The organism is Anaerophaga thermohalophila DSM 12881 (assembly GCF_000191885.1).
Taxonomy (GTDB): Bacteria; Bacteroidota; Bacteroidia; order Bacteroidales; family Marinilabiliaceae; genus Anaerophaga; species Anaerophaga thermohalophila.
The window spans coordinates 42,131-67,533 of the sequence record NZ_AEWI01000018.1; the positions used below are offsets into that span (position 1 = coordinate 42,131).

21 protein-coding genes and 1 tRNA gene are annotated in these 25,403 nt (G+C 42.2%); 10 read left to right on the plus strand and 12 right to left on the minus strand.

Annotated features, from left to right (window positions below):
* Positions 1 to 43: 43 nt before the first annotated feature.
* The 3 genes from ATH1_RS0106925 to ATH1_RS0106935 all read right to left on the minus strand — a co-directional run bounded on the left by ATH1_RS0106925 (position 44) and on the right by ATH1_RS0106935 (position 2,507).
* The gene (locus ATH1_RS0106925) at positions 44 to 520 is read right to left on the minus strand and encodes an SPOR domain-containing protein (protein ID WP_044115017.1); all 477 of its coding nucleotides are present in this window, start codon (positions 518 to 520) and stop codon (positions 44 to 46) included.
* Between the two features lie 33 nt (positions 521 to 553).
* Positions 554 to 1,393, minus strand: a complete 840-nt coding sequence (locus ATH1_RS0106930) for a universal stress protein (RefSeq protein WP_010419376.1) — start codon at positions 1,391 to 1,393, stop codon at positions 554 to 556.
* A 361-nt stretch (positions 1,394 to 1,754) separates the two neighbouring features.
* The gene (locus ATH1_RS0106935) at positions 1,755 to 2,507 is read right to left on the minus strand and encodes a YebC/PmpR family DNA-binding transcriptional regulator (protein WP_010419378.1); all 753 of its coding nucleotides are present in this window, start codon (positions 2,505 to 2,507) and stop codon (positions 1,755 to 1,757) included.
* Between the two features lie 553 nt (positions 2,508 to 3,060).
* On the opposite strand from ATH1_RS0106935, the gene miaB reads away from it, so the two are divergent.
* From miaB to ATH1_RS0106950, 3 genes are all read left to right on the plus strand, one after another.
* Positions 3,061 to 4,446 (plus strand): tRNA (N6-isopentenyl adenosine(37)-C2)-methylthiotransferase MiaB, encoded by a 1,386-nt coding sequence (gene miaB, locus ATH1_RS0106940; RefSeq protein WP_010419380.1) that lies wholly within the window; start codon positions 3,061 to 3,063, stop codon positions 4,444 to 4,446.
* 5 nt (positions 4,447 to 4,451) lie between these two features.
* Positions 4,452 to 4,802 carry a carboxymuconolactone decarboxylase family protein gene (locus tag ATH1_RS0106945; protein ID WP_010419382.1) on the plus strand — a complete coding sequence of 117 codons (351 nt, stop codon included), beginning with the start codon at positions 4,452 to 4,454 and terminating at the stop codon, positions 4,800 to 4,802.
* Between the two features lie 88 nt (positions 4,803 to 4,890).
* On the plus strand, positions 4,891 to 6,060 hold the full coding sequence (locus tag ATH1_RS0106950) for a 1-acyl-sn-glycerol-3-phosphate acyltransferase (protein ID WP_010419384.1): 1,170 nt from the start codon (positions 4,891 to 4,893) through the stop codon (positions 6,058 to 6,060).
* A gap of 16 nt (positions 6,061 to 6,076) precedes the next feature.
* Here ATH1_RS0106950 and aspS read toward each other — a convergent pair whose 3' ends face one another.
* Entirely contained in the window at positions 6,077 to 7,846 is a 1,770-nt protein-coding gene (gene aspS / locus ATH1_RS0106955) for an aspartate--tRNA ligase (RefSeq protein ID WP_010419385.1), read from the minus strand.
* Positions 7,847 to 7,973: 127 nt separating this feature from the next.
* Between aspS and ATH1_RS0106960 the strand changes: the two genes are divergently transcribed.
* Positions 7,974 to 8,420 carry a nucleoside deaminase gene (locus tag ATH1_RS0106960; RefSeq protein ID WP_010419387.1) on the plus strand — a complete coding sequence of 149 codons (447 nt, stop codon included), beginning with the start codon at positions 7,974 to 7,976 and terminating at the stop codon, positions 8,418 to 8,420.
* Between the two features lie 61 nt (positions 8,421 to 8,481).
* On the opposite strand, the gene ATH1_RS0106965 is transcribed toward ATH1_RS0106960, so the two are convergent.
* The 5 genes from ATH1_RS0106965 to amrB form a co-directional block, all read right to left on the minus strand.
* Entirely contained in the window at positions 8,482 to 9,309 is an 828-nt protein-coding gene (locus ATH1_RS0106965; RefSeq protein ID WP_010419389.1) for a T9SS type A sorting domain-containing protein, read from the minus strand.
* A gap of 307 nt (positions 9,310 to 9,616) precedes the next feature.
* A complete protein-coding gene (locus ATH1_RS0106970) occupies positions 9,617 to 10,717 on the minus strand; it encodes a hotdog family protein (RefSeq protein ID WP_010419391.1) in 1,101 nt (366 codons plus the stop codon).
* A 59-nt stretch (positions 10,718 to 10,776) separates the two neighbouring features.
* On the minus strand, positions 10,777 to 11,856 hold the full coding sequence (gene amrS, locus ATH1_RS0106975; protein ID WP_010419393.1) for an AmmeMemoRadiSam system radical SAM enzyme: 1,080 nt from the start codon (positions 11,854 to 11,856) through the stop codon (positions 10,777 to 10,779).
* Positions 11,857 to 11,930: 74 nt separating this feature from the next.
* Complete coding sequence (locus ATH1_RS0106980; protein ID WP_010419396.1) at positions 11,931 to 14,075, minus strand: spermine/spermidine synthase domain-containing protein; 2,145 nt, start codon at positions 14,073 to 14,075, stop codon at positions 11,931 to 11,933.
* Positions 14,076 to 14,153: 78 nt separating this feature from the next.
* On the minus strand, positions 14,154 to 15,644 hold the full coding sequence (amrB, locus tag ATH1_RS0106985) for an AmmeMemoRadiSam system protein B (protein WP_010419398.1): 1,491 nt from the start codon (positions 15,642 to 15,644) through the stop codon (positions 14,154 to 14,156).
* Positions 15,645 to 15,772: 128 nt separating this feature from the next.
* On the opposite strand from amrB, the gene ATH1_RS22585 reads away from it, so the two are divergent.
* From ATH1_RS22585 to hutH, 6 genes are all read left to right on the plus strand, one after another.
* Positions 15,773 to 15,961: a hypothetical protein gene (locus tag ATH1_RS22585; protein ID WP_081467430.1), complete on the plus strand. Its 189-nt coding sequence runs from the start codon at positions 15,773 to 15,775 to the stop codon at positions 15,959 to 15,961.
* A gap of 182 nt (positions 15,962 to 16,143) precedes the next feature.
* Positions 16,144 to 16,216, plus strand: a tRNA-Lys gene (locus ATH1_RS0106990).
* 730 nt (positions 16,217 to 16,946) lie between these two features.
* On the plus strand, positions 16,947 to 19,190 hold the full coding sequence (locus ATH1_RS0106995; protein ID WP_010419400.1) for a glycosyltransferase family 4 protein: 2,244 nt from the start codon (positions 16,947 to 16,949) through the stop codon (positions 19,188 to 19,190).
* Between the two features lie 14 nt (positions 19,191 to 19,204).
* The gene (locus tag ATH1_RS0107000) at positions 19,205 to 20,131 is read left to right on the plus strand and encodes a glycoside hydrolase family 130 protein (RefSeq protein WP_010419403.1); all 927 of its coding nucleotides are present in this window, start codon (positions 19,205 to 19,207) and stop codon (positions 20,129 to 20,131) included.
* 186 nt (positions 20,132 to 20,317) lie between these two features.
* On the plus strand, positions 20,318 to 21,325 hold the full coding sequence (locus ATH1_RS0107010) for a glycosyltransferase family 4 protein (RefSeq protein ID WP_010419407.1): 1,008 nt from the start codon (positions 20,318 to 20,320) through the stop codon (positions 21,323 to 21,325).
* Between the two features lie 545 nt (positions 21,326 to 21,870).
* A complete protein-coding gene (hutH, locus tag ATH1_RS0107020; protein WP_010419408.1) occupies positions 21,871 to 23,376 on the plus strand; it encodes a histidine ammonia-lyase in 1,506 nt (501 codons plus the stop codon).
* Here hutH and ATH1_RS0107025 read toward each other — a convergent pair.
* The 3 genes from ATH1_RS0107025 to ATH1_RS0107035 all read right to left on the minus strand — a co-directional run bounded on the left by ATH1_RS0107025 (position 23,366) and on the right by ATH1_RS0107035 (position 25,178).
* Positions 23,366 to 23,875: a hypothetical protein gene (locus ATH1_RS0107025; protein ID WP_010419410.1), complete on the minus strand. Its 510-nt coding sequence runs from the start codon at positions 23,873 to 23,875 to the stop codon at positions 23,366 to 23,368. The two genes, hutH and ATH1_RS0107025, sit on opposite strands and share 11 nt — an antisense overlap.
* A 64-nt stretch (positions 23,876 to 23,939) precedes the next feature.
* Positions 23,940 to 24,359: a hypothetical protein gene (locus ATH1_RS0107030; RefSeq protein ID WP_010419412.1), complete on the minus strand. Its 420-nt coding sequence runs from the start codon at positions 24,357 to 24,359 to the stop codon at positions 23,940 to 23,942.
* Positions 24,360 to 24,626: 267 nt separating this feature from the next.
* Positions 24,627 to 25,178, minus strand: coding sequence for an RNA polymerase sigma factor (locus tag ATH1_RS0107035; RefSeq protein ID WP_010419413.1), 552 nt, complete (start codon positions 25,176 to 25,178; stop codon positions 24,627 to 24,629).
* Between the last annotated feature and the right edge of the window lie 225 nt (positions 25,179 to 25,403).

Below are 25,403 nucleotides of genomic sequence, written 5' to 3' on the forward strand. Positions count from 1 at the left end.
CCAATCCACAAAAAAGCCCGTTGGAGTACAAACGGGCCTACATTCATTTAAAAGCGCTTAAAGGAATATCATTAGTCCTTACCACATAGCATGAAGGAAATAATTTCCTGAGTTTTTCAAGCAGAGGCAAAGCTTCATGTTTGTGCCTGAAACTCCCCACGCGAACCCGCCAAAAGGGAGCGCTGTATTCTATAAAAATGTGCTCATCGGGAAACTCTGACAGAACTTTGGCTTTTACCTCAAGAGCCTCCTGGCGTGCTTTGCTTCCAACTCCGCTGAATAACTGAACCCTGAAACCTTCCACTCCTGCACTCCTCTTATTCATCGCGATATGAATGGCAACAAGGTTTTTCATTCGTTCCGGCTGTTCGATAGAGATAATACCTTTATCATCCTCTACCTTTTCCAGCCGGTCAAAAATATCATCCGCTTCGGAAGACAAATTTCCGCCGGGTAATTGGGCTATCCCTGCAAAAATAATCACAATCAAAAAGACAGCTGCTAATGAATAACGCTTCATGCTGATTTTCTTTTGACCGTAAAGGTACAATTTTTATTCCTTTACAGGAACAACCAATACAGGGATATCTGAAATGTTGAGAAGCTCATTTGCGAAAGGCCTGAAGAAGCTCTCAAACGGATGAATAGATTTATTAAGATGAATAGCTATCACTGTAGCAGATTTATCGTGCGCAAGTTCGAGGATGTTTTTAGGCTGCCCTCCCCAACGAAAAGGTACAATTTTGACATCCAAATCGGTGTTGCTTTTTATATATCTTTCCGCCTGTTTTGCATAAATATCGCTTCGGAGAGGAATCAACCACTTTGAATTTTTCTGAAGAACGATAATATCAATGCCCGCTTTCAGAAGTTTGGCAAACCCCGTAACTACAGGTACAATCTTACGCGTCAGTTTATTATCATCGAACGGCAATAAAATTTTATGTGGTGGTTCCCATTTCATCTCTTTCCTGATGGTAAGAACAGGGCAGGGTGCATGCGAAACCAAACGATAGGCATTACTTCCAAGCCATCTGTCTTCAACCCCCGAAACACCATGAGTTCCGACTACAATTAATGAAGCATCGTCGTATCTGGCCTGATTGTTAATTTCCCGAACAACATTCCCCTCTCGAATTTTATAGTCGAACTCGCCATTGAAAACCCTGTAATCCCCTGCAAATTTCTCAATCAGATACTCAAGCCACTGTTCTGCCTGCCCTATTAACCGGGATTCGGGATTGTCTCCTAAAAATTCGGGCGCGTACTTCTGACCGGTCTGAACATGAATAATCCTTAAAGCTGAATGAAACTGATTGGAAAGTTCTACAGCCACCTGGAGGGCGAACACTGAGTTCTCGGAAAAATCAATGGGTACAAGTATCCTTTTCATCCGTATAAAATTTATTTATTAAGGTCGGATGGAACTCGCATGCAAGAACTTATGCATGTTCTTTTGTGACAATCTTTGTCATGCTCGTTTCATCCAGTTATTGGTGCTTATTCTAAATACTACGTGTAGCCCCGAAAAATCCATATAACCAACCATGAAGAATCCGGTCCACTCAAAAGTCGTAATTCAAAATTAAAAAGTGAAAACTGCCCGCTGCTAAAACATTATTAAATTAGTGTCTGCCCATAAATTGCCCGCTGCAAGGCTTGTGAAGCAGCAAATGGCACTTTATGGACAGACTAATTACAACGGCCTTATATACGAAAATACTATAAAGTAGTTGCATGAGACCCGAAATTTCTCACTCCGATTCAAGTGCTTTCGCGAGCTCATCGGTCATTTCAAGATTGTGATAAACATTCTGAACATCTTCATTATCTTCGAACTCATCTATCATGCGAAGAAACTTTTTAGCCGTCTCCAGGTCTAATTCCTTATAGCTGTTAGGGATTCTCTGAAGACTTGCATTTTCAACCTCAACGCCCAGTTCGTCCAGTTTCTTCTGAACAGCTCCAAAATCCTCCATTTCAGTTGTTACTACAATCAACTCCTCATCCATTTCTATCTCCTGAGCCCCTGCATCGATAAGTTCCAGTTCCAGTTCCTCAAGGTCCATGTCGTCCTTTTTTACAACCTGAAAAACCCCTTTGCGGTCAAAAAGGAAACTCAATGATCCATTTGTTCCAAGGCTTCCTCCCCTCTTGTTAAAGATGGAACGAACCGCACCCACCGTCCGGTTATTATTATCGGTCATGCACTCCAAAAAAACAGCGACGCCTCCCGGGCCGTAACCTTCGAAAGTGATTTCCTGAAGACTTTCACTACCCACTTCAGAAGCTTTAGCAATCGCCCTGTTAATGTTGTCTTTAGGCATGTTGACCGATCGAGCATTTTGAACGGCCAACCGGAGCCGGGGATTGGTTTCCGGATCAGGGCCACCTTCTTTTACTGCAATCTGAATTTCCTTGGTTATCCGGGTAAACATCTTCGCTCTTTTTGCATCCTGGGCCCCTTTGCGATGTTTTATATTTGCCCATTTACTGTGTCCAGACATATAGTAATTTATTTTTATTGATTAATAATTGAGCCCGTGCTAAAAGCATATTTGTTATAGGAATTTTTTAAATCTAATATACAGTGCAGTATAAAAAGCCTTCAAACTGCTGATTTTTACCATTTTTACCCCTGACCCCTAAAGGGAACTGCTAAAAATCAGCAGTTTGAAAAAGTCCCCTTTAGGGGATTTAGGGGTCAAAAGGCTTTTTAAACTGCACTGATTATTAAAAACGAGTTAACGCCGGCACAAAAATTTCCTCTGCCCCGACCTTGACAAAAATAACTCTTTTATGAACAGACTCATTGATTGATGATTTTCAGATTTTTTTCTTTATTCTGTCAAAATATTAATAAAAACCCTTGTAAACCTATTATTTCAGGCTGTTTTTCACAAACCAGATAAAATGGAATGCAAAGATACGAAAAACGAAAAACTCACACAAACAACTGATATTATTCATCTTACGTCTTAAAAGCGTAATTCATCTATTCTACAATTACTTGGGGAAACCATGCATAAACATTAAATTTGCATCCTAATAAATTTTGCAATGGAAAACAGCACACAGTATAATGTTGATACCACGGAGGCCGTTCTTTCGTATGGAAGTACCGAAAAAAAAATATACATCGAAACTTACGGTTGTCAGATGAATTTTGCCGACAGTGAAGTAGTAGCTTCCGTGATGCAAATGGACGGTTACGAAACAACATCTGAATACGCACAGGCAGATGCCATCTTTATAAATACCTGCTCTATCCGTGAAAACGCCGAACAAAGAGTACTGGGGCGGATTAAGGAATTAAAAGCGCTCAAAAAGAAAAAACCGGGGCTCATATTGGGTATTATTGGCTGCATGGCTGAACGAGTCAAAGACCGTCTTTTTGAAGAAGGAGCCGATATTGTGGCAGGCCCCGATGCTTATCTTGACCTGCCCAACCTGGTAAGCATGGCCGAGCAGGGACAAAAAACCATAAATGTTGAACTTTCCAGAACAGAAACATACCGCGATGTCATTCCCAAAAGACTGGGCCCCGGCAAAATTTCAGCTTTTGTAAGTATTATGCGCGGTTGCAATAATTTTTGCACCTACTGCGTGGTTCCCTATACAAGAGGAAGGGAAAGAAGCCGCGACCCCCTCAGCATAAAAAAAGAAATTGCCGGCCTTGTAAAAAACGGATATAAAGAAATCACACTTCTGGGTCAAAATGTAAATTCTTTCCTGTACAAGGAAAAGAACTCAACTATGAATTTCCCGGAATTACTGGATTTTCTGGCCCATGAATTCCCCGAAACCAGAATTCGCTTCACCACATCGCATCCAAAGGATATGAGTGATGACACCCTGAGGGTAATGGCCCGTCACCAGAATCTCTGCAAACACATACATTTACCGCTGCAATCGGGATCGAACAGGATATTGAATCTGATGAACAGAAAATACACTGCCGAATGGTATAAATCAAGAGTTGAAGCCATCAGAAACATTCTTCCCGGCTGTGGAATAACTACCGATGTCTTTTGTGGCTTCCATTCCGAAACCGAAGAGGATCACCGGCAAACCCTGGAACTCATGAAATGGGCGGGCTTCGACATGGCATATATGTTTAAATACTCCGAACGTCCGGGAACCTATGCCCAAAAAAAGTTGCCCGACAATGTGCCGGAAGAAGTTAAGAGTCGTCGCCTCACTGAAATCATTGAATTACAGAACCAGCTATCCCTCCGTAGCAACCAAAATGATATCGGCAAAACATTTGAAGTACTGACAGAAAGTATTTCCAAAAAGTCAAAAGACGAGTTCGTTGGCAGAACTTCGCAGAATAAAGTAGTGGTTTTCCCAAGAAACGGTTATAAAACAGGCGACATCGTGAAAGTAAAAATTACAGATGCTACACAAGCCACTCTGAAAGGCATCCCAACCGGAAACAAATAAACCCTATGAACGAACAGATAAAAAAATTCAGGGATTTTCGTTCCAAAATGAATGAACGAATTCTTTCTCAGGACAACCTTGTCTTAAAACGGTTATTCAATCTGGACACCAACACCTACAAAGAAGGTGCACTGCCGGCAAAGACAAAAGAGATGCTCGGGTTGGTTGCATCAATGGTGCTGAGATGCGACGATTGCATCAAATATCATTTGGAAAAATGCTATGAACAGGGTATTTCAACCCCCGAAATGATGGAAATATTTTCCGTCGCCAATATTGTCGGCGGAACCATTGTAATTCCGCACACCCGCAAAGCCATGGAATACTGGGATATTCTTTGCAACGAAGAAAGCTGAAGAGCACAATAATCGAAAATATAAAGACCTTATAATTTCGAAAAATGCCATCTTTAAGTAATTTTGTTGATAAATCAAAAAGTCAAAAATGACCAAAGAACCGGATTTTGAATCGATACGGCCCTACCAGGACCATGAAATTCAACAGGTATTTGAACGACTAAAAAAGGAGACCTCATTCATTGAACTCATCGGTTTTCTTTACCCGGAATTGCCTGCCCGGAAATTCCTTGACAAAATGATGCAAATTAAGAGCATCCGGCAATTTCAACAGGAAGTAATATCTCCCTATATCAAAGAAATCATTAAAAATACAACCAGGAGTGTGACCTCCGAAGGATTGGATCAACTTAATCCTGACGAAGCCTATCTTTATATCTCCAATCACCGGGATATCATTCTTGATCCCGCCATACTGAATGTCATTCTTTTTGAGAATGGCTTTGACACTACCGAAATTGCCATCGGAGATAACCTCTTAATTTATCCATGGATAACCGACCTGGTAAAACTCAACCGTACTTTCATCGTAAAGCGAAATCTTCCGGTTCGGCAAATGCTCGAAAATTCTACCCTGCTTTCCAAATATATAAGACATACACTGACAAAGGTTGGAAACAGTATTTGGATCGCTCAGCGCGAAGGCCGTTCGAAAGACGGGAACGACCGAACCCAGCTAAGCTTACTAAAAATGCTGAATATCAGCGGGAAAAATGAATCAGTGGCTGAAAACTTCAAAGAGCTCAAAATTGTTCCGGTCTCTATTTCTTATGAATACGACCCCTGCGACTATCTCAAGGCGCTCGAGTTTCAACACAAACGCGACAATCCCGATTATGTCAAAACCGCCGAAGACGACCTGAAACATATGGGGGCCGGCCTGCGTGGCAGAAAAGGGCGTGTGCATTTTGCTTTCGGGCAACCCATTGAAAATGAATTCGACCAGATTAAAGATGTACAAAGCAAGAATGAAAAATTTGAATATCTGGCCCGATTGATCGATAAACATGTACATGAAAATTACAAACTATGGCCAAGTAACTGGATAGCATGGGATATGCTGAACGAAAACAACGAATACTGCAATAAATACTCATCAGAAGAAAAACAGATATTCCTCGATTATATTGAAGAACATCTCGACCGTATTGAGGAAGAAGGCGACAGAGACTTCCTTCGGAAAACACTATTCGAAATGTATGCCAACCCCGTTGCTAATAAGCGGGAACTGTTGGGAAATATGTTCTGGAATAAATGAATCCCATTGAAGAGATTTACAAAACGTTCTTTTTTGCTTCCCCTTTCAACTCGATCATCAGCTCATCAAGCTGTTTCTTGCTAATAGGCGAGGGTGCATCATTCATTATATCCCTGCCGGCATTATTTTTGGGGAAAGCAATTACCTCCCGGATGGAGTCCATTCCGGCAAACAAGGAAACCCAACGGTCGAAGCCAAAAGCCACCCCACCATGTGGAGGTGCGCCATATTTAAACGCATTCATCAGGAAACCAAACTGGTTTTCAGCTTCTTCTTCTGTAAAACCAAGAACCTTGAACATTTTCTGCTGTAAAACATCGTTGTGAATACGTATCGAACCTCCCCCTATTTCAACTCCGTTAATAACAAGGTCATAAGCATTCGCTCTTACCACACCGGGGTCGGAATCCAGTAATTCAATGTCCTCCTCTTTGGGCGAAGTGAAAGGGTGGTGCATGGCATAATAACGTTGCGTGTCATCATCCCATTCAAGTAAAGGGAAATCCACAACCCAAAGCGGGGCGAACTTATTCTTTTCGCGCAAGCCGAGACGATTGCCCATTTCCAGTCTTAACTCACCAAGTGCTTTCAGTGTTTTATCTTTATTGCCGGCAAGGATCAGCAGTAAATCGCCCGGCCTGGCGTTACACATTTCGCACCATTGTTTGAAATCGTCCTCTCCAAAAAACTTGTCAACAGAGGTTTTAAAAGTACCGTCCTCATTATATTTTACATAGACAAGTCCTTTGGCCCCAATCTGCGGGCGTTTAACAAAGTCGGTCAACTGGTCAAGTTCTTTTCTGCTGTATTTGGCACAGTTCCCGGCACAAATGGCGCCTATGTATGCAGCATCATCAAAAACCTTAAACCCTTTGCCTGAAGCTACTTCGGTAATATCAACAAAGCGCATTCCAAAACGGATATCCGGTTTATCGGTGCCATAATATTTCATGGCATCGGCATAGGGCATCCTCGGAAAATCACCGGTTATGTCAATATTCTTAACAGATTTAAAGAGATGCTTTGTAAGTCCTTCAAACGTTTTTAAAATATCTTCCTGGTTGACAAACGACATTTCACAGTCGATCTGGGTAAATTCCGGTTGACGGTCGGCCCGAAAATCCTCATCCCGGAAACATTTGACAATCTGAAAATAACGATCGTAGCCGGCAACCATCAAAAGTTGTTTAAAGACCTGGGGTGACTGAGGTAAAGCATAAAACTGTCCCGGGTTTAGCCGCGAAGGAACAACAAAATCGCGTGCCCCCTCCGGGGTTGATTTCATAAGCATCGGCGTTTCGATCTCAATAAAATTCTGATCACTCAGGTATTTCCTCACCTCCAGAGCCATTTTATGTCTCAACTCAAGGGCCTTACGTGCAGGATTACGCCGAAGGTCAAGGTATCTGTATTTCATTCGGAGTTCCTCACCCCCGTCGGTTTCATCTTCAATGGTAAAGGGAGGAAGATCAGCAGAATTGAGAACCTTGCAGGATTCGAGGATGATTTCAATTTCGCCGGTAGGAATTTTGGTATTCTTGCTGCTTCGCCCGGTTACTTTCCCCGTCACCTGCACCACATACTCCCGACCCAGTTCCTTTACCTGACGGCTTAACGCATTATCATCTTCATTATTAACCACCAATTGGGTAATGCCATAACGGTCGCGAAGATCGATAAAAGTCATTCCCCCAAGATTCCTTACTCGCTGAACCCATCCACTCAGCGTCACGGTTTTGCCTGCATCAGATAATCTTAATTCTCCACAAGTATGTGTTCTGTACATTATTATATGGTTTGAGGGAGTCAAATCCACTCCCGGTTCTGCATGAAAAACTGATTTTACAATATCTTTGCGAAAATATAAAGAAAAACAGAAACTGCTGTAAAGCTTTTTAAAAAGGTATCAAATTATGGAAAAAATTGATTTCACCGACCAATATTTCATGAAACAAGCTCTTCAACAAGCCAGGGAAGCCTTTGACAAAGACGAAGTACCTGTCGGGGCTGTCATCGTCAGCGAAGGGGTCATTATCACCAAAGCACACAACATGACAGAGACCCTCAATGATGTTACGGCACACGCGGAAATGCTTGCCATTACCGCTGCATCCGAACAACTCGGAAGTAAATATCTCACCAATTGCACTTTGTATGTCACCCTTGAACCCTGTACAATGTGCGCCGGCGCTCTCAACTGGGCACAAATCCGGAGAATTGTATATGGTGCCCCGGACGAAAAAAGGGGTTACAGAAACCTGAAACCATCGCCACTTCACCCAAGAACAGAAATAATTGGGGGAGTATTGGAATCTGAATGCATGCAATTGGTAAAACAATTTTTTGCCACCAAACGATAAAAAAGTCCCCTTTCCCGGTACTACCGAAAAAGGGGACAACCCAAGTAACCCTATGAAGCAATTAGCGAACAGCCACCTTCTTCGTAGTTGTTTGGTTACCTACGGCAACACTTACGATGTATATTTGGCCGCCTGCTAATTCAATTTGATTTACTCCCGCATTGGCAATACTACTGGTCAGTTTCCGGCCATTAAGGGAATAAACGTCAATTCTGCCTTGCCGGACAGAACCGGCAAATACTTCATTTTCAATACTCACTTTCAACATTTCATAATCGCTGTAAAAATGTATCTTCTCTTCAGTATTTTCTAATCCATCAAACATAGCTGTAGGAACACGTGAGCTTTTTGACAAATGTAAAACAAACCGCTCGTCCTCTATTCCTAAAACCAAAGGTGTATAGGTATACGTTGAAGTTCGCAGATTGGTATATCTGCCCTTCATCTTATCTTCAAGTACAACATCATAGTCTTCCCTGAAATCGGAAAGATCGGCAGAAATTTCACAATCGTCCCAAACCCTGTTCCTGACACTGACAGGTACGGAAACATAGCTTTTCCCCTCAAGATCAGAAAATCCATTGATGGCCATAGCCGTATTTCCAATTCTTGTAAATATCTCCGGTATTTTCTCAGACGAGTTAAACATTTTCTCAGAATCTTCGGGGCCAAGACCATCTGAAAAACTTTCATAGTAATAAATCACAGTAGCGTCATAAACATAAGGATTCTCAATTTTCAGCCGGATTAAATCATAGACTGTGGAAGACTTCAATGAACTTTCGGTGGTAGAAACTCCGGTAAATTCATTCTCCTGGTGTTGCCCGTTAATATTTATCATTAAAGCGGAAAGCACAATTGCTAAAAGAGTGGTGTAAAACTTTTTCATAGGGCATTGTTTTTCCCCTTGTATAAGGGTGTTCTTAATTCTGTTTATCGATACCTGGTTTTGACGAACGAAAAAATTTCTTTGACGAATTATTTAATTTTTTTGACGAACGTCTTTATTCTGTTTAACGTCATGCCCGTATTAAAGTTTCAAAAAAATCAAAAATATTTTTGACGAATGGATTATTTTATTACACTAAAGGAATTATATCATACACAAATGGCGGTATTCGTGTGATATTCGTGTGATATTCATCTAATCAGATAAAAAAAGTATCCGGCAAATCAGGATTATTCTATTTATTCTTTCAGCCGTCCACCTTACGAAGCACACTCCAATTGATCATACACCCCACTTTATCACGTAGTGAAGGACACTTTTCATTTATAATCTCCCTTACTTCGGAAGGTCTTTCCACCTTTGCATTGAACAAAGATTTTGGGAAGGCCACATCCGAAAGTTCCGGTTCGGTATCCATGTTACGTATGCCAAAAGTCCGGATAAACACTTCTTCAAACCCTGGCATCAATTGCCGCACTTCGTGAACATAACTAAAAGCCCCAATCCTGTCTTCGGCATAAACCGGGTGTACATGAAAAGCGTTATGTATTTGTTGCATCAGAATCTGCCGAAATTCGCGGGCAGCAATTCCAGTAACCATAGCTACGACGATTCCCCCGGAAACGATTATTTCTCCGGGTTGATAGCGCTGATAGTTATAGTGTGTGGGATGTGTGTTTTTAAGATAGGTTGACCAGAAAAGATTTTCACTTTTTCCAATTGGACGTACATAGGGGTGCAGTATCAGGTCACCGGGAGAGAAGTTCAAAACAACATTCTCCATGTTAATACTTCGTGCTCTTGCAAGTATTTTTTCCTTGAAAAGGTTGTTCTGGTAAGAATCGTCACGTTCAGGAGGAATGGTCTTTCTGGGCTGTATCTCAGGAAAGAGCGACACCCGCACAAGAGAGAAGACCGGTTCACCTTTTTGATTAAACAGCAGATGCGAGGATTCTATTACTGTGTTTCCTGTTCTGCGGGCCGGTCGGATATCTTTAATTCTGATAATACATGAAAATGTATCGCCGGGAAAAGCAGCATTCAAATAGAGTGCATCGCGCAATTCCAGTTTCAGAACACTGGAATGTGCAAAATTTTCAACCCCCAGGCTCAAAGTCAGGTTGAGCAAAAAACCATACGGAAGAAAAATTTGTGGAAAACCAAGTCTCCCGGCATATTCGCGGCTACTCTCAGGATAGGACGATGTGGGCATAAATCCGCTCCACATACTCAATACCGATTCGTCGACAGTAATATTATAGCGGCTTACAATTTCTTTTCCTACAAAAACTTTGTCCAAATCGAGCCCGTACTCTGCCCGGCGGTTTGGTTTCAAAAATTCTTCCATACGCATCAAACTTCACCGCAAAAATAGGAAAACCGGCCGACGCATTCAAATACAGATTCTTATTTCCAAACTCCGGCAATGGGTTCTCCGCAAAACCCGCAATGACCATCGACAATGTGATTTTCTCTTATTCTGAATCCCGACCGGTCAATAATTTTCTTTCTGCATGCAGGGCAATAGGTATCCTGGGCTTCGTGTCCGGGAACATTGCCTATATAAACATACTTCATACCTGCCTCTCTTGCTATTTCATGCGCTTTTTCCAATATTTCCGGCGGAGTGGCCGGTAAGCGATTCAGTTTATACATAGGAGTGAACCTGCTAAAATGAAGCGGATTATCTTCAAACCCGTTATCCACAAGCCACCCGCACATCCTTTTTATCATCTCAGTATCATCTGTCCACTGAGGCACTATCAGATTGGTAATTTCAAGCCAAACACCTTCCTCTTTCAATACCTTCAGCGTGTTCAGGACAGGCTGAAGCGAGCCTGCATTGAGCCTCTGGTATATTTCATCACTAAAACTCTTTAAATCGATATTCGCCGCATCGATATTCTTACACCATTCGCGTAAAGGTCTTTCCCCGATATAACCTGCCGAAACAATCACATTACGAAGCCCTTTCTCATGTGCTATCTTCGCTGTATCGTTGGTATATTCATAAAACACAATCGGCTCGGTATAAGTATAAGCAATGGAAGGACATCCCTGTGCTTTGGCAGCCGAAACAACGCTTCCGGGCATCATATCGACTGCTCCAACCTCATCGGGTGCTTTTTGCGAAATCTGCCAGTTTTGACAATTAAGGCATGCCAGATTACATCCCCCCGTAGCAATACTGAAACTGGTGGTTCCGGGAAGGAAATGATTCAGAGGCTTCTTCTCAATCGGGTCGATGTGAACGGCACACGGATTCCCATAAGCCAGTGTTATGAGTTCCCCGTTTCGGTTGATGCGTGTCCGGCAGTCGCCACGTTCGCCTTCTTTTATGGTGCACTTATTGGGACACAGCTGGCAACGAATGCCCCGTGGTGTGCTGATCGCATATCGGGCCGGGATACCCTCAAATGAATCTTTGCCGCCAACGATTCCTCTTTCGGTTCCATACAAAGTAAATGGCCAGGCAGCTAATGCCATCCCTCCCATTTTTAAAAATTCACGTTTCGAAATTTTTCTTGCTCGCATATCTCCTCCATATCAAGTGGCAGACACTAATTATTTCTGATCAGCAATAATCCCCCAATCAATAAAGCCATTCCAAACAAGTATCCTGTATTTACGAGGCCGGTATAAGGTACAAAAAATATAGCAGTCATAAAAGAGCCCAAAGCACCACCGGTAACATCGGCAATATAAGTAATGGCCGCTCCGCTCTGAACACTTCCTTTATGCAAAGAGAGGCCGGAAACAAAAATACCTCCTCCCAACATAGCCATTCCAAACAAAATGATTAAAACCACCACGGGAAAAACCATCCGGTTGGCCATACTGTCAATTACCGGAACGGCCGCTATGCTTAAAATGGCCATCATTATCAACATAACAGGGAAATAACGGGCCCGAAAAAAGAGTACATTTCTGTTGCCCAACATAGCACCCAGTGCCAGCCCTGCCATAAATAAAGAAAACAAGACCCCTGTAGCCCGGTACAAATCGCCCATAACCAACTGCCAAAGCAGCAAAATAACAACTTGCATTCCTCCAAGCACTATGCCGGCCAAAAAAACCCCTTTCGTACTTCTCCTGAAAATTATTAGTCCGATTATCAACAAAATTCCCAGAACGACTGCAAACCATCCAATTCTGACATCCCAGAAATTCCCCATTTCCATAATAGCCATCCGGAACAAAACCGGTTTTATACGCGTATTTACCGGTGCATCCTCAGCTATAACAGACTTTACATCTTCAGCTTGTCCTTTCAGTATTGATTCCGGGAAATAGTCTTCATTCAAAAAGCTGTTTTGTGCAACAGTTTCTTTGTGATACGACCACCATCCGCTGGTTAGCTTTTTATCCGATGCAATAAAAAAGACTTTCTCCCCTGCCCAAATCCGGATAAACGGAAAAACTTCGCTGATTGTACTATTCATTATTCTCAGGATACCTTTCATGGCATCCGACCAGTAAGGTGCATAAGAGAGGCCTCCTGTTGCCATCAACCCGCCCTGGTTCATATTTCTTTTCACCATCTTAAAAAAATCGACGGTATAGAACCTGGTAGAAGCCAAATCTTCAGGAACACCGCCTCCAATCAGAATCACATCATAGCCGCTTGTCTGTTTTTTACGGTTCAGATAATTTAACGGGTCATCGTGTATAAAATGAATCCGTTCGGAGTCTTCATCATCATCAGACAATATTTGCATCTCGAGGTCAATCCTTGCTTTGTCGGGAGAAAGAAAATCAATCTGCAAAGAATCATATTTTAAAGCTTCGGACAAAAGGCCGGGGCCGGCATTAATGAACAAAAGACGCCCGGGACGAGGATGCAACAATAAAGCCGGGTGCAAAAGCACTTCGCGCTCACCCGGTAACAATTTATCAGAAAAGAACCGTCCATTGCCAAAAAAATCTGTCTTACCGTCCCTTTCAAGAACATCAATTGTCCCATAAGGGGAAAAATAAGTTTTTTTTATGGTGGCATCATGCACGCTTTCACGTGCAAAGCGATACTGGGGGAGTACGTTCAATATCACTAAAGCCACAATCCCTGAAAAGATGAGGACCTTTGAAAAGGTTGTTCTGACAGGCGCAAAAAGAAAAACAGCCACCAAAAAATTTACAAACAACAGAAAAGAAAGTGCTGAGAAGGCATTTAACCACAAACCGGCTGCCAGATAAAAAAGAACACCGGAAATCAGACTTCCCAATTGTTCAGAGATGTAAATGCTTTCTGTCTGACGCTCATGAGATACATCGCTTAATACCGCAGAAAACCAGGTAAACATCATCCCTGAGGGAAAACAAAACACAAAAGTTATAAGAGAAGTAGTAATCAGCCATTGAGAAAGACCGGGCGCAATACCGCCGGGAACAAGCCAACCTTTGGCAATATAGAGCAACAAAAGCGCCACATAAGCAGACGTACCTGCAAGCAGAGGAAACAAACCTGAGTACTGCCGGCTGAAACTCCTGAAGTACCGGGCTACAAACGCACCCGCGCCGGTAAACAACATCCAGAACGACAGGAAGACACCAACTATCAACTCATTTACAGAATACAACGACGTCAGTTCGCGAAGCAGAATAACCTGCACCAGAAGCATGGTGAAGCCACTGACAAAAATAGCAAGCCGCCCTTTCAGCATGAACGAAGGCGGCTTTGAGAAAAACTTATTATTAATGTTCCTCATTGTAATGAAAAGTTGTATTTCATGTATCTGTTCAGAAAGTGCCGGTTGCTAGGCTTGCAAGGCCGCCAAAAAAGGCATTTACTTTTCCCCGAAAACAAGTGCTTCATAAACATAAATATTAGCATCTTTCCAACCATCCCATCCGAGGCCGGCCTTATCGCGGGCACAATGCCCCAGGAACTCTTCACGTCCCCATCCTGTTTTCAGGGCCACCTGTGGAAGAAATGTGCCGCTGCGGCCATCCTTTTCCACAACAATTCCATGCTTTCCCGGGATAATCTCACTTATATCATCAATTCTTCGCAAAGGTGTAAGAACAGAAATTTCAATGGTTATCTCATCTACCTCATCGGGTGTCACCGGAAGAAACCTCGGATCATTGAGAGCCGCAGAAGCCGTCATCCTGTCTACCACCTTCCACAAAGGAACAGAAGAACCAAAATTACCAATGCAGCCTCTCAACTTACCATCTTTATACAAAGAAACAAAAGCGCCGGCACCGACTTTCAAAGCCCCGGAAATTTCACCCTCAGGTTCGCGGGGACTTTTCCCTCTTACCACTAAATTTAAAGTCTGACGAGCCCTCTTCAACAACCAGTTTTTTTCTTCTTCATTCAAAGAAAAACCGTCATCATCATTTTTTGTTTCCTTCTTTCGGAAAACAGCAATAGCATTATAGCCAACAACGCGTGACGCATCACCATAACGGGAATCACCGGAATTTTTATACCCGATATGACGAAAATCCAGGTTGTTATTATCTTGCGTAATATATAAAAGTGTCAAAACCGAAGTCCATCCGCAAAGACTCGTAGCCAATCCCTCAATTCCAAGCTTTCTGTTTTCCTCAAGTGTTTTCAGCAACAAACGCGGATCATTTTTAAGAATGGCTTCTGCCGTTTTTTTATCAACCTCTTTGGCATCCTCATATCCCGGATAATGTGAAAAGTCGGTGCTGATTACAAACAAATTACCCGGCTTAAAATATGGTTTCAGCACCTCAGCCGTCTTTTCGGCACCCGATGCATCCTGGGGGCCCATAACAACAGGAATCAGCTTAAACGGCTTTTTGAGATGGTACTGCAAAAAGGGTAACTGAACTTCCAGCGAATGCTCTTCTATATGCGGCGCTGTGTTGTCAGAAATAACAGAAGAACTTTCAACGAGTTTCTCAGCCAGTTCTCTGTTCACCTCCACTCTTCCAAGCGGCGTTAAATAATCACCCTTTGTATATACAGATGCCCCGTTAAAAGCAATTCTATGACTTGATCCGATTAAAAAAACATTTTCATAACCGGTATCTTCCGGTATCTGGTTAAATCCTGAAGCTGCTACACCGCCCGAATAAACGTATCCCGCATGAGGGACAATCAGTGCTGCTACTTCTCCATCACAAACGGGCGATTTGGCCCGTTCGAACAATGAACTCAGGTGCTCCTCCAGAGAAGCCGAATCTCCTTCGTAAAACATTCCTGCTACTGCCGGTACTCTGTCTTTTACTTCCATAGCATTTCGGTTTTGGGCTGATGAAAATGAAGTGAATGTTACCAATAAAATTACAAACATCATCTCCTTCAGATTTTTACTGAAGAAACAAACAGACGAGTTTCGTTGCCTTTGAGTCGATGTTGTGCATCCAGACATGAATATCCGTTTTGTTTAATCTAAAATCATGCAATCAGTTTAAAGTTACAAACATAAATTTCAGTCTCAAAAAAAATCGTACATTAATCATTGAGTGCAGTCTAAAAAGCCTTTTGACCCCTAAATCCCCTAAAGGGGACTTTTTCAAACTGCTGATTTTTAGCAGTTCCCCTTTAGGGGTCAGGGGTAAAAATGTTAAAAATCAGCAGTTTGAAGGCTTTTTATACTACACTCAACCTTGATATTCTGTACTTTAACAAACAAACCTCTATATGCACAAACAATTGGTTTGCATCGTATTGCAAAAGTTTGACGGAGTATTATTAAAAGCAATAAAACATTTTTTAACGACAATTTTCCGAAATAATCCTTGCGAGTTCGAAAAGAACCCCCTATTTTTGCACCGCGTTTGAGAGAAACGAATGACTCAGTAGCTCAGTTGGTAGAGCACGTCCCTTTTAAGGATGGGGTCCAGGGTTCGAATCCCTGCTGGGTCACAAAAAATTTCAATCTCATTGAATCAGAAAACCTCAATTAACAGTTGAGGTTTTTTTTGTCCAAATTTCTTCCCTGAGTACGGTCTAAAAAGCATCTTTGTTGCCAAACTCGTTGTTGTTTTAAATTTTTGCATCCTCATTAACAACAAGTTAACTCCGGTACAAGAATTTAAAACGCCTTGATTTTGACAAAAATATGCTTTTTATACTGCACTCTTCCCTCCTTTTTTCAAGATTCACAGAAACTGGTAATTTCAGTATCTGACTATTACACAAATTCTTGAAATCTGATTAGGTTTTAATGCTTTCGCACAAGACATTTTGTCAGTTTATCCCTTTCCGATTATGGCATAATACGCTGTATCCTCCATCTTGTTTTGGATAAAATCCTGAAATGGCCTGCAATTTGTTAATAAATTATCAGTATTTCCTTTTTTATTTTCCTTCCTCAATTAGTTTTAGTTCTTGTGATTTTTAGATATAAGTATCCGCCAGTCAGAAGTAATAGATTTTGCAGGAAAGAATTTTTCAGTTTGTTCCGAAAATTCTCCTGATAAGCAAACATCTGATTCTGTATAATAAATGATTGATATATAGTTTTTTGTAACTTGAATTAGATGGAAGAAATTTAGTTATTAGTTTTTAGTTATTAGTTTTTAGTTTTTAGTCATTCAGCCAGTACCGGGATATTGTAGGTACTGACAAACTCAAAAAACTAAAATATGATATCATGAAAATTGCATTTATCGGAACTTATCCACCACGGCAATGTGGTATAGGCACATTTACCAATAACCTGGTGAAGGCCATTCATGCAAATACCGAAAACAAAAAAATAAGTGACACGGCAATGGTGGTAGCCATTAATGAAGATGGCAGTCAATACGAATATCCGGAAGAAGTCAAGCATGTCATCCGGCAAAACCACCAGAGGGATTATATCAATGCGGCCAAAGTAATAAATTACAGCGATGCGGGAGTTTGCATCCTGGAACATGAATTTGGAATTTTCGGGGGTGATGACGGCGTCTATATTCTACCCCTTCTTCACAGACTCGAAGTACCGCTTATTGTAACTTTTCATACGGTACTAAAAGATCCCTCTTACACTCAGCGATCAATCGTTCAGGAAATTGGCAAAAAAGCGGCCCGCGTAGTTGTGATGAGCCGGAGGGCAGTAGAGTTCCTTGAAGATATTTATCACATCCCAAAGGAAAAAATAACACTTATAGAGCACGGAGTTCCCGAATTCGATAAAATATCACGAAAAGCCGCCAAAGAGAAACACGGGCTGGAAAACCGGAAAGTATTGCTCACCTTTGGTCTGTTAAGCCGGAACAAAGGTATTGAGACCGTTTTGAATGCATTGCCTCCGGTGGTAAAGAACCATCCTAACTTATTATATATTGTTTTAGGGGCTACGCATCCATCGGTTTTGAAACATTCGGGTGACGAATACCGAAACTACTTAAAAAGGCTGGTGAAAAGCCTCGGCCTCGAAAAAAATGTCTTCTTCAATAATGAATTTGTTACCGAGGCCAAACTTTTCGAATACCTTACTGCCAGCGATATTTACATCACACCCTACCTGAGTGAAGCACAAATTACCAGCGGAACTCTTTCGTATGCAGTAGGAGCAGGTTGTGCAGTGGTTTCAACACCCTACTGGCACGCGCAGGAGCTATTAGACAATGGCAGGGGACGACTTTTTGGCTTCAAAAATTCGGATGAGTTATCCAATGTGCTTTTAGAACTGCTCGACGATGATGACAAAATGGTGGCTTTGCGCGAAAAAGCGTTCGAGTACGGGAAAAAGATACGCTGGCCAAAAATCGGCAAACAATACCTCTACCTGGCAGAGTACGTATTTGACAATTGGGATAAAGAACCTGAACCCGAAAAACTGGCCATCGATGTTTCACTGATGCCTTCCTATAATCTGTCGCATATAAAAAGGCTTACCGATGATACCGGAATTGTTCAGCATGCGAAATACGGAATCCCTAATCTGAAAGAAGGATATTGCATGGACGACAATGCCCGTGCACTCATTATGGCACTGATGGCCTGGCGGCAAAATAAAGATAAAGACGCATTATCCCTGATGCCGATATACCTGAGCTTCATTCACTATATGCAGCGCGAAAACGGCAACTTCAGAAATTTTCTGAGCTTTAGCCGTCAGTTTCTGGACGAATATGGTTCCGACGATTCTTTTGGAAGAACCATCTGGGCGCTCGGGTACCTGATACGATTTGCACCCAATGATGCTTTTAAGCAAATTGGTCGCGAAATATTTTTCAACTCTGCCCCTCATTTCGAGAATGTCGAATCCATCAGAGGGGCGGCTAATACCATAATCGGCATAAGTTATTATCTAAAAGACGCCCAGAACGATGAAGGGATGGTAAAAATCCTGAAAAAACTGGCAGAAAAACTAACCCTTGCTTACCACACCGTATCTTCAGATGACTGGCAGTGGTTCGAAGACCAGATGACTTACGACAATGCCATATTACCGCTGGCTCTCTTTGCTGCCTTTGAAGTGACGGGAATTGAGGAGTATTTTGACATAGCTGTGAAAACCACCCGTTTCCTGGAAAGCATTGTTTTCAAGTCGGGATTCCTGACACCTGTTGGAAACCAGGGCTGGTACCAGCGCGGAGGAAGAGTTCCCGAATTCGACCAGCAATCCATAGATGTTATGGCAATGGTGTTGCTGTATTATCAGATTTTCCAGATAACCAAGGAAAAGAGTTATATTGAAAAGATGTTTACCAGTTATCTTTGGTTTCTGGGAGAAAACTCGCTACGTTTACCACTTTTCGACCACGAAACTCAGGGGTGTTGCGACGGACTTGAATCACAAGGTGTCAATCGCAATCAGGGTGCAGAAAGCACACTGGCATACTGGATTTCGCACCTGACTGTACTGGCAGCTCAGGAAAAAGAACATATTTTCGAAAATCTCTGAAAAAGTTTTATACTATGCTGATTACACGTTATCAATATAATCCCATACTAACCAAAGAAGACATTCCCTATCCGGTGAGTACAGTCCATAACGCCGGCATCACAAAATACAGGGATGAATACATCATGCTTTTCCGTTCGCATAAAATGAACGGTCGAAGCATCCTTGGCCTGGCCAGAAGTATCGACGGCTACCACTGGAAAGCTGAAGAGCACCCGTTTATGGAGCCGGCCAAAAAGGGAATCTTTGCTGAATATGAGGAGTATGGAGTTGAAGACCCTCGCATCACTTTTATCGACGGAGTATACCTCATCACCTACTCTGCCTATTCCCGTCACGGCGTGCGTGTCGGCCTGGCAAAAACGCGTGACTGGAATAGTGTGGAACGCTTTTCTCTCATTACCGAAGCCGATTACCGGAACGTGGTCATTTTCCCTGACAAATTCAACGGCTTGTATGCCAGGCTGGACAGACCACACAGCGAAATAAGCCCGTGGTCTGTCTGGATCAGCTATTCACCGGACCTCCGCTACTGGGGCGATTCGAAACTTATTATGCGCCCGGTGCAATATCATTGGGATGAGATGAAAATTGGCCCAGGAGCACCACCCATAAAAACAGAAAAAGGATGGCTTAATATCTATCACGGTGTCTACCCCACGATGGACGGAAGCGTTTATCGTCTGGGGGTTGCATTGCATGATTTGAATGACCCGTCAAAGATCATCGGCGTAGGCGACGACTGGATATTGCAACCCGAAGAACCCTATGAACTTACCGGTTATGTTCATAATGTGGTGTTCACCTGTGGCGCCGTCCCTGAAAACGACGGTACACTGAAGATATACTGGGGAGCTGCCGACAGTGTTATGTGTGTTGGTACAGCAAAAACCGAAGACCTGGTGAATCTTTGCCTTACCAATAGCCGATCGGCAGTTTAAACAGGATGCACTGAAAAACGCAAGACATTTTGATTCAGTAATGCAATTGTTCAGTAGATTTTTAAATATGAGGATGGAAATAAGCCAGCACCAGAAAGCTAAAATTGCAGCAGTTTTATGGTTCGCAACGTCTCACAATAGAATAGCCTGGAAATCTGATATATCTGTAGTGAAAAAACAACAAAAATGAAAGTAGCAATTCTTTCGCCCGTAGCATGGAGAACACCTCCCAGACATTACGGCCCGTGGGAACAGGTGGCTTCCAATATTGCCGAGGGACTGGTCGCAAAAGGTATTGATGTCACACTTTTTGCCACTCTCGACTCGGAAACAAAGGGAAAACTGGACGGTATAATCGAACGGGGATATGAAGAAGATAAAGACTCCGACCCCAAAGTTTCGGAATGTCTTCATATCAGTTATGCCATGGAAAGGGCCCGGGAATTCGACATTATTCACAATCATTTCGACTTCCTGCCGCTAACTTACACAGGACTGATAAATACACCGGTCGTCACCACGATACATGGTTTTTCATCGCCGAAAATCATTCCCGTTTACAAACGATACAACAGCATTAATCATTACGTATCCATAAGCAATTCTGACAGGAGTCCCGAGTTAAAGTATATCGCCACTGTGTACAACGGAATCAACAAAAACCTCTTCACTTTAAACGAGTATCCGGACGATTATTTGCTCTTTTTCGGGCGAATCCATCACGACAAAGGAACCCGTGAAGCCATCGAGATTGCAAAAAAAGCCAAAATGAAGCTCATTATTTCGGGAATCATTCAGGATCGTGACTACTTTGACAGCAATGTAGCTCCATACATAAACGATGACGATATAATATTTGTGGGCAGCTCCGGTCCTGAAAAGCGGGACCATTTGCTGCGCAACGCTAAAGCCCTGCTGCATCCCGTTAATTTTGACGAACCCTTTGGTTTGAGCGTCGCTGAAGCAATGTTTTGTGGTACCCCCGTTATTGCTTTTAACCGGGGATCAATGCCGGAATTAATCAACGACGGCATTACCGGTTTTCTGGTAAAAAATGTAACAGAGGCTGTAGAAAAAATCCCGCAACTGGAACGGCTCGACAGAAAAAAATGCAGAGAATGGGCCGAAACACATTTCAGCCAGGAAAAAATGGTGAATGATTACATTAAAGTTTATGAGCAAATACTGGAATAAGCCTGAACAATAAGTGCAGTAAATGATGGAAGTCATTTCATCTTTACGTTAAAAATGCTAACCTTGAAAAGGTTCAAAACAAAAAAGCCTTTTCACATGGGCAGAATACTTAAAACCCGGGTTACCACAAATGTTTTGCCAGGGGGCGACATCAGGTTCCCGTGAAGTGACAGGTCTTGACGCTACAAAACCATACATTTCATCAGTATAAAATTTATCTAAGTCATTGGTCGAATGGAACCCGCATGCAAGCATTTATACATATTCTTATTGTATTATGCCTTGTCAGGCCCGTTTTATCTTACATCTTACCATCTTACCATCTTAAATCTAATAATCTAATAATCTATATTAAAACATTCTTTGTCATGCTCGTTTCATTTTCTTTTCGCCGGATTCATGTCTGATTTTAGCATCCAACCCGACGATTAGGTATCCAGTTATGAATGCGGTATATGTGGCGGATTTCTTTGTAAACAAAGCGGCGGAGCCGGGGGAGAAATCAAAGTGCCAGCTTGTTTCATAAAATCAAAACTTGTCATCTCATGGAAAAAACACATTATATTACGCCTGCCCCTCTCACTTTTGGAACCATACAAAGCATACTTTCCGAAGGGAAGCGGATTGCCTTATCCGAAGAATCGTCCAACCTGATAATAAAGTGTAAAAAATGGCTCGACAAAAAACTGGCTGACGAAGAAGGCCCCGTCTATGGCATAAACACAGGCTTCGGAGCCCTTCACAACCGGTCAATATCACGCACCGATCTAAACAAACTGCAGGAAAACCTACTTCTGAGTCATGCCTGTGGTGCCGGCCCTGAAGTGCCCCGTGATGTAGTCCGGCTCATGCTCCTTTTAAAGATACATGCTTTGAGTCTCGGGAAATCGGGCGTCCAACTAAAAACCGTAGAGCGGTTGATCGACTTTTTCAACAATGGGATTGTGCCGGTAGTTTTGGAACAGGGTTCGCTTGGTGCCTCGGGCGATCTTGCCCCTCTGGCTCACCTTTTTCTGCCATTGCTGGGGCATGGGGAGGTATGGATAGACGATAAAAAAGCGGATGCCTCTGAAATGCTTCTCCAGTTTGGATGGGAGCCTATAAAACTCGAAGCCAAAGAGGGCCTGGCATTGCTTAACGGCACCCAGTTCATGAGCGCGTATGCAGTATATACACTCATCAGAACGTTCAGAATATCCAGGCAGGCCGACCTCATCGCGGCGCTTAGCATTGATGCATTTAACGGGAAAATAGACCCCTTCACGGAAATTCTTCAATCGGTCAGACCTCATGCCGGCCAATTGGAGACAGCCAGACACATCAGAGAACTCCTGGATGGAAGTGAAATAATCTCATCCCGGCACAAAGAAGTTCAGGACCCTTATTCCTTCAGATGCATTCCGCAGGTACATGGTGCTGTTAAAGATGCCATCGATTATGTGGCAAAAGTAGTGCAGACCGAGATCAACTCAGTAACAGATAATCCCATTGTTTTTCCTGATGAAGAAGTCATACTGTCAGGGGGTAATTTTCATGGTGAACCGCTTGCGCTTGCCCTTGATTTTCTGGGAATCGCTGTGAGCGAACTGGCAAGTATTTCCGAAAGAAGGATTTACCGGCTGATATCCGGTGAGCGGGGATTGCCGGTCTTTTTAGTCGCGAATCCCGGACTAAACTCAGGCTTCATGATTCCGCAATACGCTGCTGCTTCAATTGTGAGTTTAAACAAACAATTGGCTACACCGGCATCGGTTGACAGCATCCCATCATCCAACGAGCAGGAAGATCATGTAAGCATGGGCGGTAATGCTGCTACAAAAGCACTGAAAATAGTGCAAAACGTAGAGAGAGTTTTGGCCATTGAACTTTTTAATGCCGCACAAGCAATTGAATTCAGGCGTCCCGCAAAATCATCCGAAATTCTTGAAACACTTCTGAAAGATTACAGAAAGGAAGTAGCTTTCATTCACGAAGATAAAATAATGTACATGGAGATAGAGAAGACCATTCGTTTTTTGCAAAGCCGAAAAGAAAATGCCCTCAGGTTTTAGAGGGCATTTTGTCTGGTTCATTATCATTGTCACAATCGGTGCAGGACGAACTTTTCCCCCCCTTAATCATATGAAGCATTTTTTTCTTGAATTCATGCTCAGCTCCATATAATTTAATTACCTGATCAATGGTCAGTATCTTTTTAAATTTTTCGTGATATTCCTTTTCAAGATTTGCCTTTTTCAGCTCATAATTGATATATTCATCAATGGCAGCTTCTTTCCCGGCTTCACTCAAAGATTCGTCAGAATGATATAGCTTTTTAATATTTTCTTTTTTCTCTTTCCAAAGTTCATCCATTTTTTCTGACATCTCATTATATACCGGCCAAAATTTTTGGGCATCTTCTGTTGAGAGACCTATCCGTTCGGTCAAAAAGGCGACCTTTTGTGATTTTAGTCGTTCAAGGCGGGATTCTTCTTCCTGAGCGTTCCCTGAAATAAAAAAGACCTGGGCAAGGGTAAAAACCATCACTAATATGATATTCTTTTTATTCATAGCATCGATTTTTAAACCAAAACATAATTACCAAACTTAACAACGTACTGATCACGTAAAAGAATTATTCAAAATAAGTAACAGCCGCCAGTTCCTCTTCTGTAAATTCACCCCAAAACAAAGTGTCGGGTAGAAGCACCAGAGAAGAATCTTCGGCAACAAACAGTTCATTAATAACATTTTCATCTAAAATGAGAGCCAAAGAATTAATAAATTCTTCATCCGTATTGCCCAGTATAGCTGTTTCATCAGAACCGTTAAAGAGTTTTGGTGCCTGATAATAAATGAGAGCAATAACCAGGAAGGCTGCAGCCATGGCCAGCCAGGGCTTGATAACCGAAATTACCGGGGCTAACGAATTTTTACTTCGCTCGCTGGCTGTCTCTGCTTCAATCCTGGCTAATATCCGTTGTTCAAAATCTTCAAAGTAATTATCGGGAACTTTGAACGGACACTCTTTCCTGCCAAATAAATTTTCATCCATAATTCCTACTGTTTTGGCCCTTAAATCTTTTAAAATCAAATTTTCTGTAGCAGAAAACGCTTGAGAATATGCCCCGCGTTCTTATTCACCGTTACAAAAATTTGGAACGAAAGAGAAACCCTGCCATGCTCGTTTCATTATCTAAACATCTTAGAACAATACGATGTTAAAAGTTCTTTGTTCTTCGATTTCGCAAGCATGCCCTGCGTACCATTAACTTATTTATTTAGAACATTTAAACTAAAAAAGGTTTAACCTGCGTTCGATTTAAAAAACCTCATTCTTAATAAATGCTTCAATTTTCCTAACGGCATGAAAATAAGAAGCTTTTAAGGCACCAACAGAAGTCCCGAGAATTTCGGAAATCTGTTCATAAGTCATATCCTCAAAATATTTCATATTAAATACCAGCCTTTGTTTTTCAGGAAGGGCAAGCAAACACTTCTGTAATCGTTTTTGAATCTCATCGCCGGAAAAGAGCGGGTCGGTCTCAATCCTGTTACCTAACATTATTTCCATATCCGAATCTTCATTCAGCAAACCCTCCTTCTTCTTATTGAGGTAATTAAGCGTTTCATTGGTAGCAATTCTGTACAACCACGTATAAAGGGATGCATCACCACGAAATTTACCAATACTTTTCCAGGCTTTCATAAACGTATTTTGCAACAAATCGTCGGCATCTTCGTGCACAATTACCATCTTTCTGATATGCCAGTAAAGCCTTTCTTTATATTTTTTCATCAACAAAGCCAAGGCTTGGTCGGGCTTACCGGCTTCCTGTGCCAGATGCAATATTTCCTTATCGTCAGGCTGCATATCAGGTTTTCTTTATTTACTTCTGCGAAGATAAATAAATCAAAGCTTCATCCTCATTTCTTTGCCAAAAAAACAGCTACCTTTGCAAACTGAAACGAGCATGACAAGAATTTTAACGAATCGCCTGTTACCTGAAGCTTTAGCGCCATTTCACCGGCAAGTCTTTGCGGGCAATGGAAGGAGCAGCAAATGGTATTTTATGGACAGACACTGCAGTGCACGTCA

What these genes read in the sequence shown, in the direction of transcription:
- ATH1_RS0106965 (WP_010419389.1), bottom strand. Translation starts at nt 9,309, where the DNA reads ATGAAAAAGTTTTACACCACTCTTTTAGCAATTGTGCTTTCCGCTTTA.
- miaB (WP_010419380.1), top strand. Translation starts at nt 3,061, where the DNA reads ATGGAAAACAGCACACAGTATAATGTTGATACCACGGAGGCCGTTCTT.
- ATH1_RS0107030 (WP_010419412.1), bottom strand. Translation starts at nt 24,359, where the DNA reads ATGGATGAAAATTTATTTGGCAGGAAAGAGTGTCCGTTCAAAGTTCCC.
- amrB (WP_010419398.1), bottom strand. Translation starts at nt 15,644, where the DNA reads ATGATGTTTGTAATTTTATTGGTAACATTCACTTCATTTTCATCAGCC.
- ATH1_RS0106995 (WP_010419400.1), top strand. Translation starts at nt 16,947, where the DNA reads ATGAAAATTGCATTTATCGGAACTTATCCACCACGGCAATGTGGTATA.
- ATH1_RS0106970 (WP_010419391.1), bottom strand. Translation starts at nt 10,717, where the DNA reads ATGGAAGAATTTTTGAAACCAAACCGCCGGGCAGAGTACGGGCTCGAT.
- ATH1_RS0106930 (WP_010419376.1), bottom strand. Translation starts at nt 1,393, where the DNA reads ATGAAAAGGATACTTGTACCCATTGATTTTTCCGAGAACTCAGTGTTC.
- ATH1_RS0106980 (WP_010419396.1), bottom strand. Translation starts at nt 14,075, where the DNA reads ATGAGGAACATTAATAATAAGTTTTTCTCAAAGCCGCCTTCGTTCATG.
- amrS (WP_010419393.1), bottom strand. Translation starts at nt 11,856, where the DNA reads ATGGCATTAGCTGCCTGGCCATTTACTTTGTATGGAACCGAAAGAGGA.
- ATH1_RS0107000 (WP_010419403.1), top strand. Translation starts at nt 19,205, where the DNA reads ATGCTGATTACACGTTATCAATATAATCCCATACTAACCAAAGAAGAC.
- ATH1_RS0106925 (WP_044115017.1), bottom strand. Translation starts at nt 520, where the DNA reads ATGAAGCGTTATTCATTAGCAGCTGTCTTTTTGATTGTGATTATTTTT.
- ATH1_RS0106935 (WP_010419378.1), bottom strand. Translation starts at nt 2,507, where the DNA reads ATGTCTGGACACAGTAAATGGGCAAATATAAAACATCGCAAAGGGGCC.
- aspS (WP_010419385.1), bottom strand. Translation starts at nt 7,846, where the DNA reads ATGTACAGAACACATACTTGTGGAGAATTAAGATTATCTGATGCAGGC.
- hutH (WP_010419408.1), top strand. Translation starts at nt 21,871, where the DNA reads ATGGAAAAAACACATTATATTACGCCTGCCCCTCTCACTTTTGGAACC.
- ATH1_RS0107025 (WP_010419410.1), bottom strand. Translation starts at nt 23,875, where the DNA reads ATGAATAAAAAGAATATCATATTAGTGATGGTTTTTACCCTTGCCCAG.
- ATH1_RS0107035 (WP_010419413.1), bottom strand. Translation starts at nt 25,178, where the DNA reads ATGCAGCCTGACGATAAGGAAATATTGCATCTGGCACAGGAAGCCGGT.
- ATH1_RS0107010 (WP_010419407.1), top strand. Translation starts at nt 20,318, where the DNA reads ATGAAAGTAGCAATTCTTTCGCCCGTAGCATGGAGAACACCTCCCAGA.
- ATH1_RS0106960 (WP_010419387.1), top strand. Translation starts at nt 7,974, where the DNA reads ATGGAAAAAATTGATTTCACCGACCAATATTTCATGAAACAAGCTCTT.
- ATH1_RS0106945 (WP_010419382.1), top strand. Translation starts at nt 4,452, where the DNA reads ATGAACGAACAGATAAAAAAATTCAGGGATTTTCGTTCCAAAATGAAT.
- ATH1_RS0106950 (WP_010419384.1), top strand. Translation starts at nt 4,891, where the DNA reads ATGACCAAAGAACCGGATTTTGAATCGATACGGCCCTACCAGGACCAT.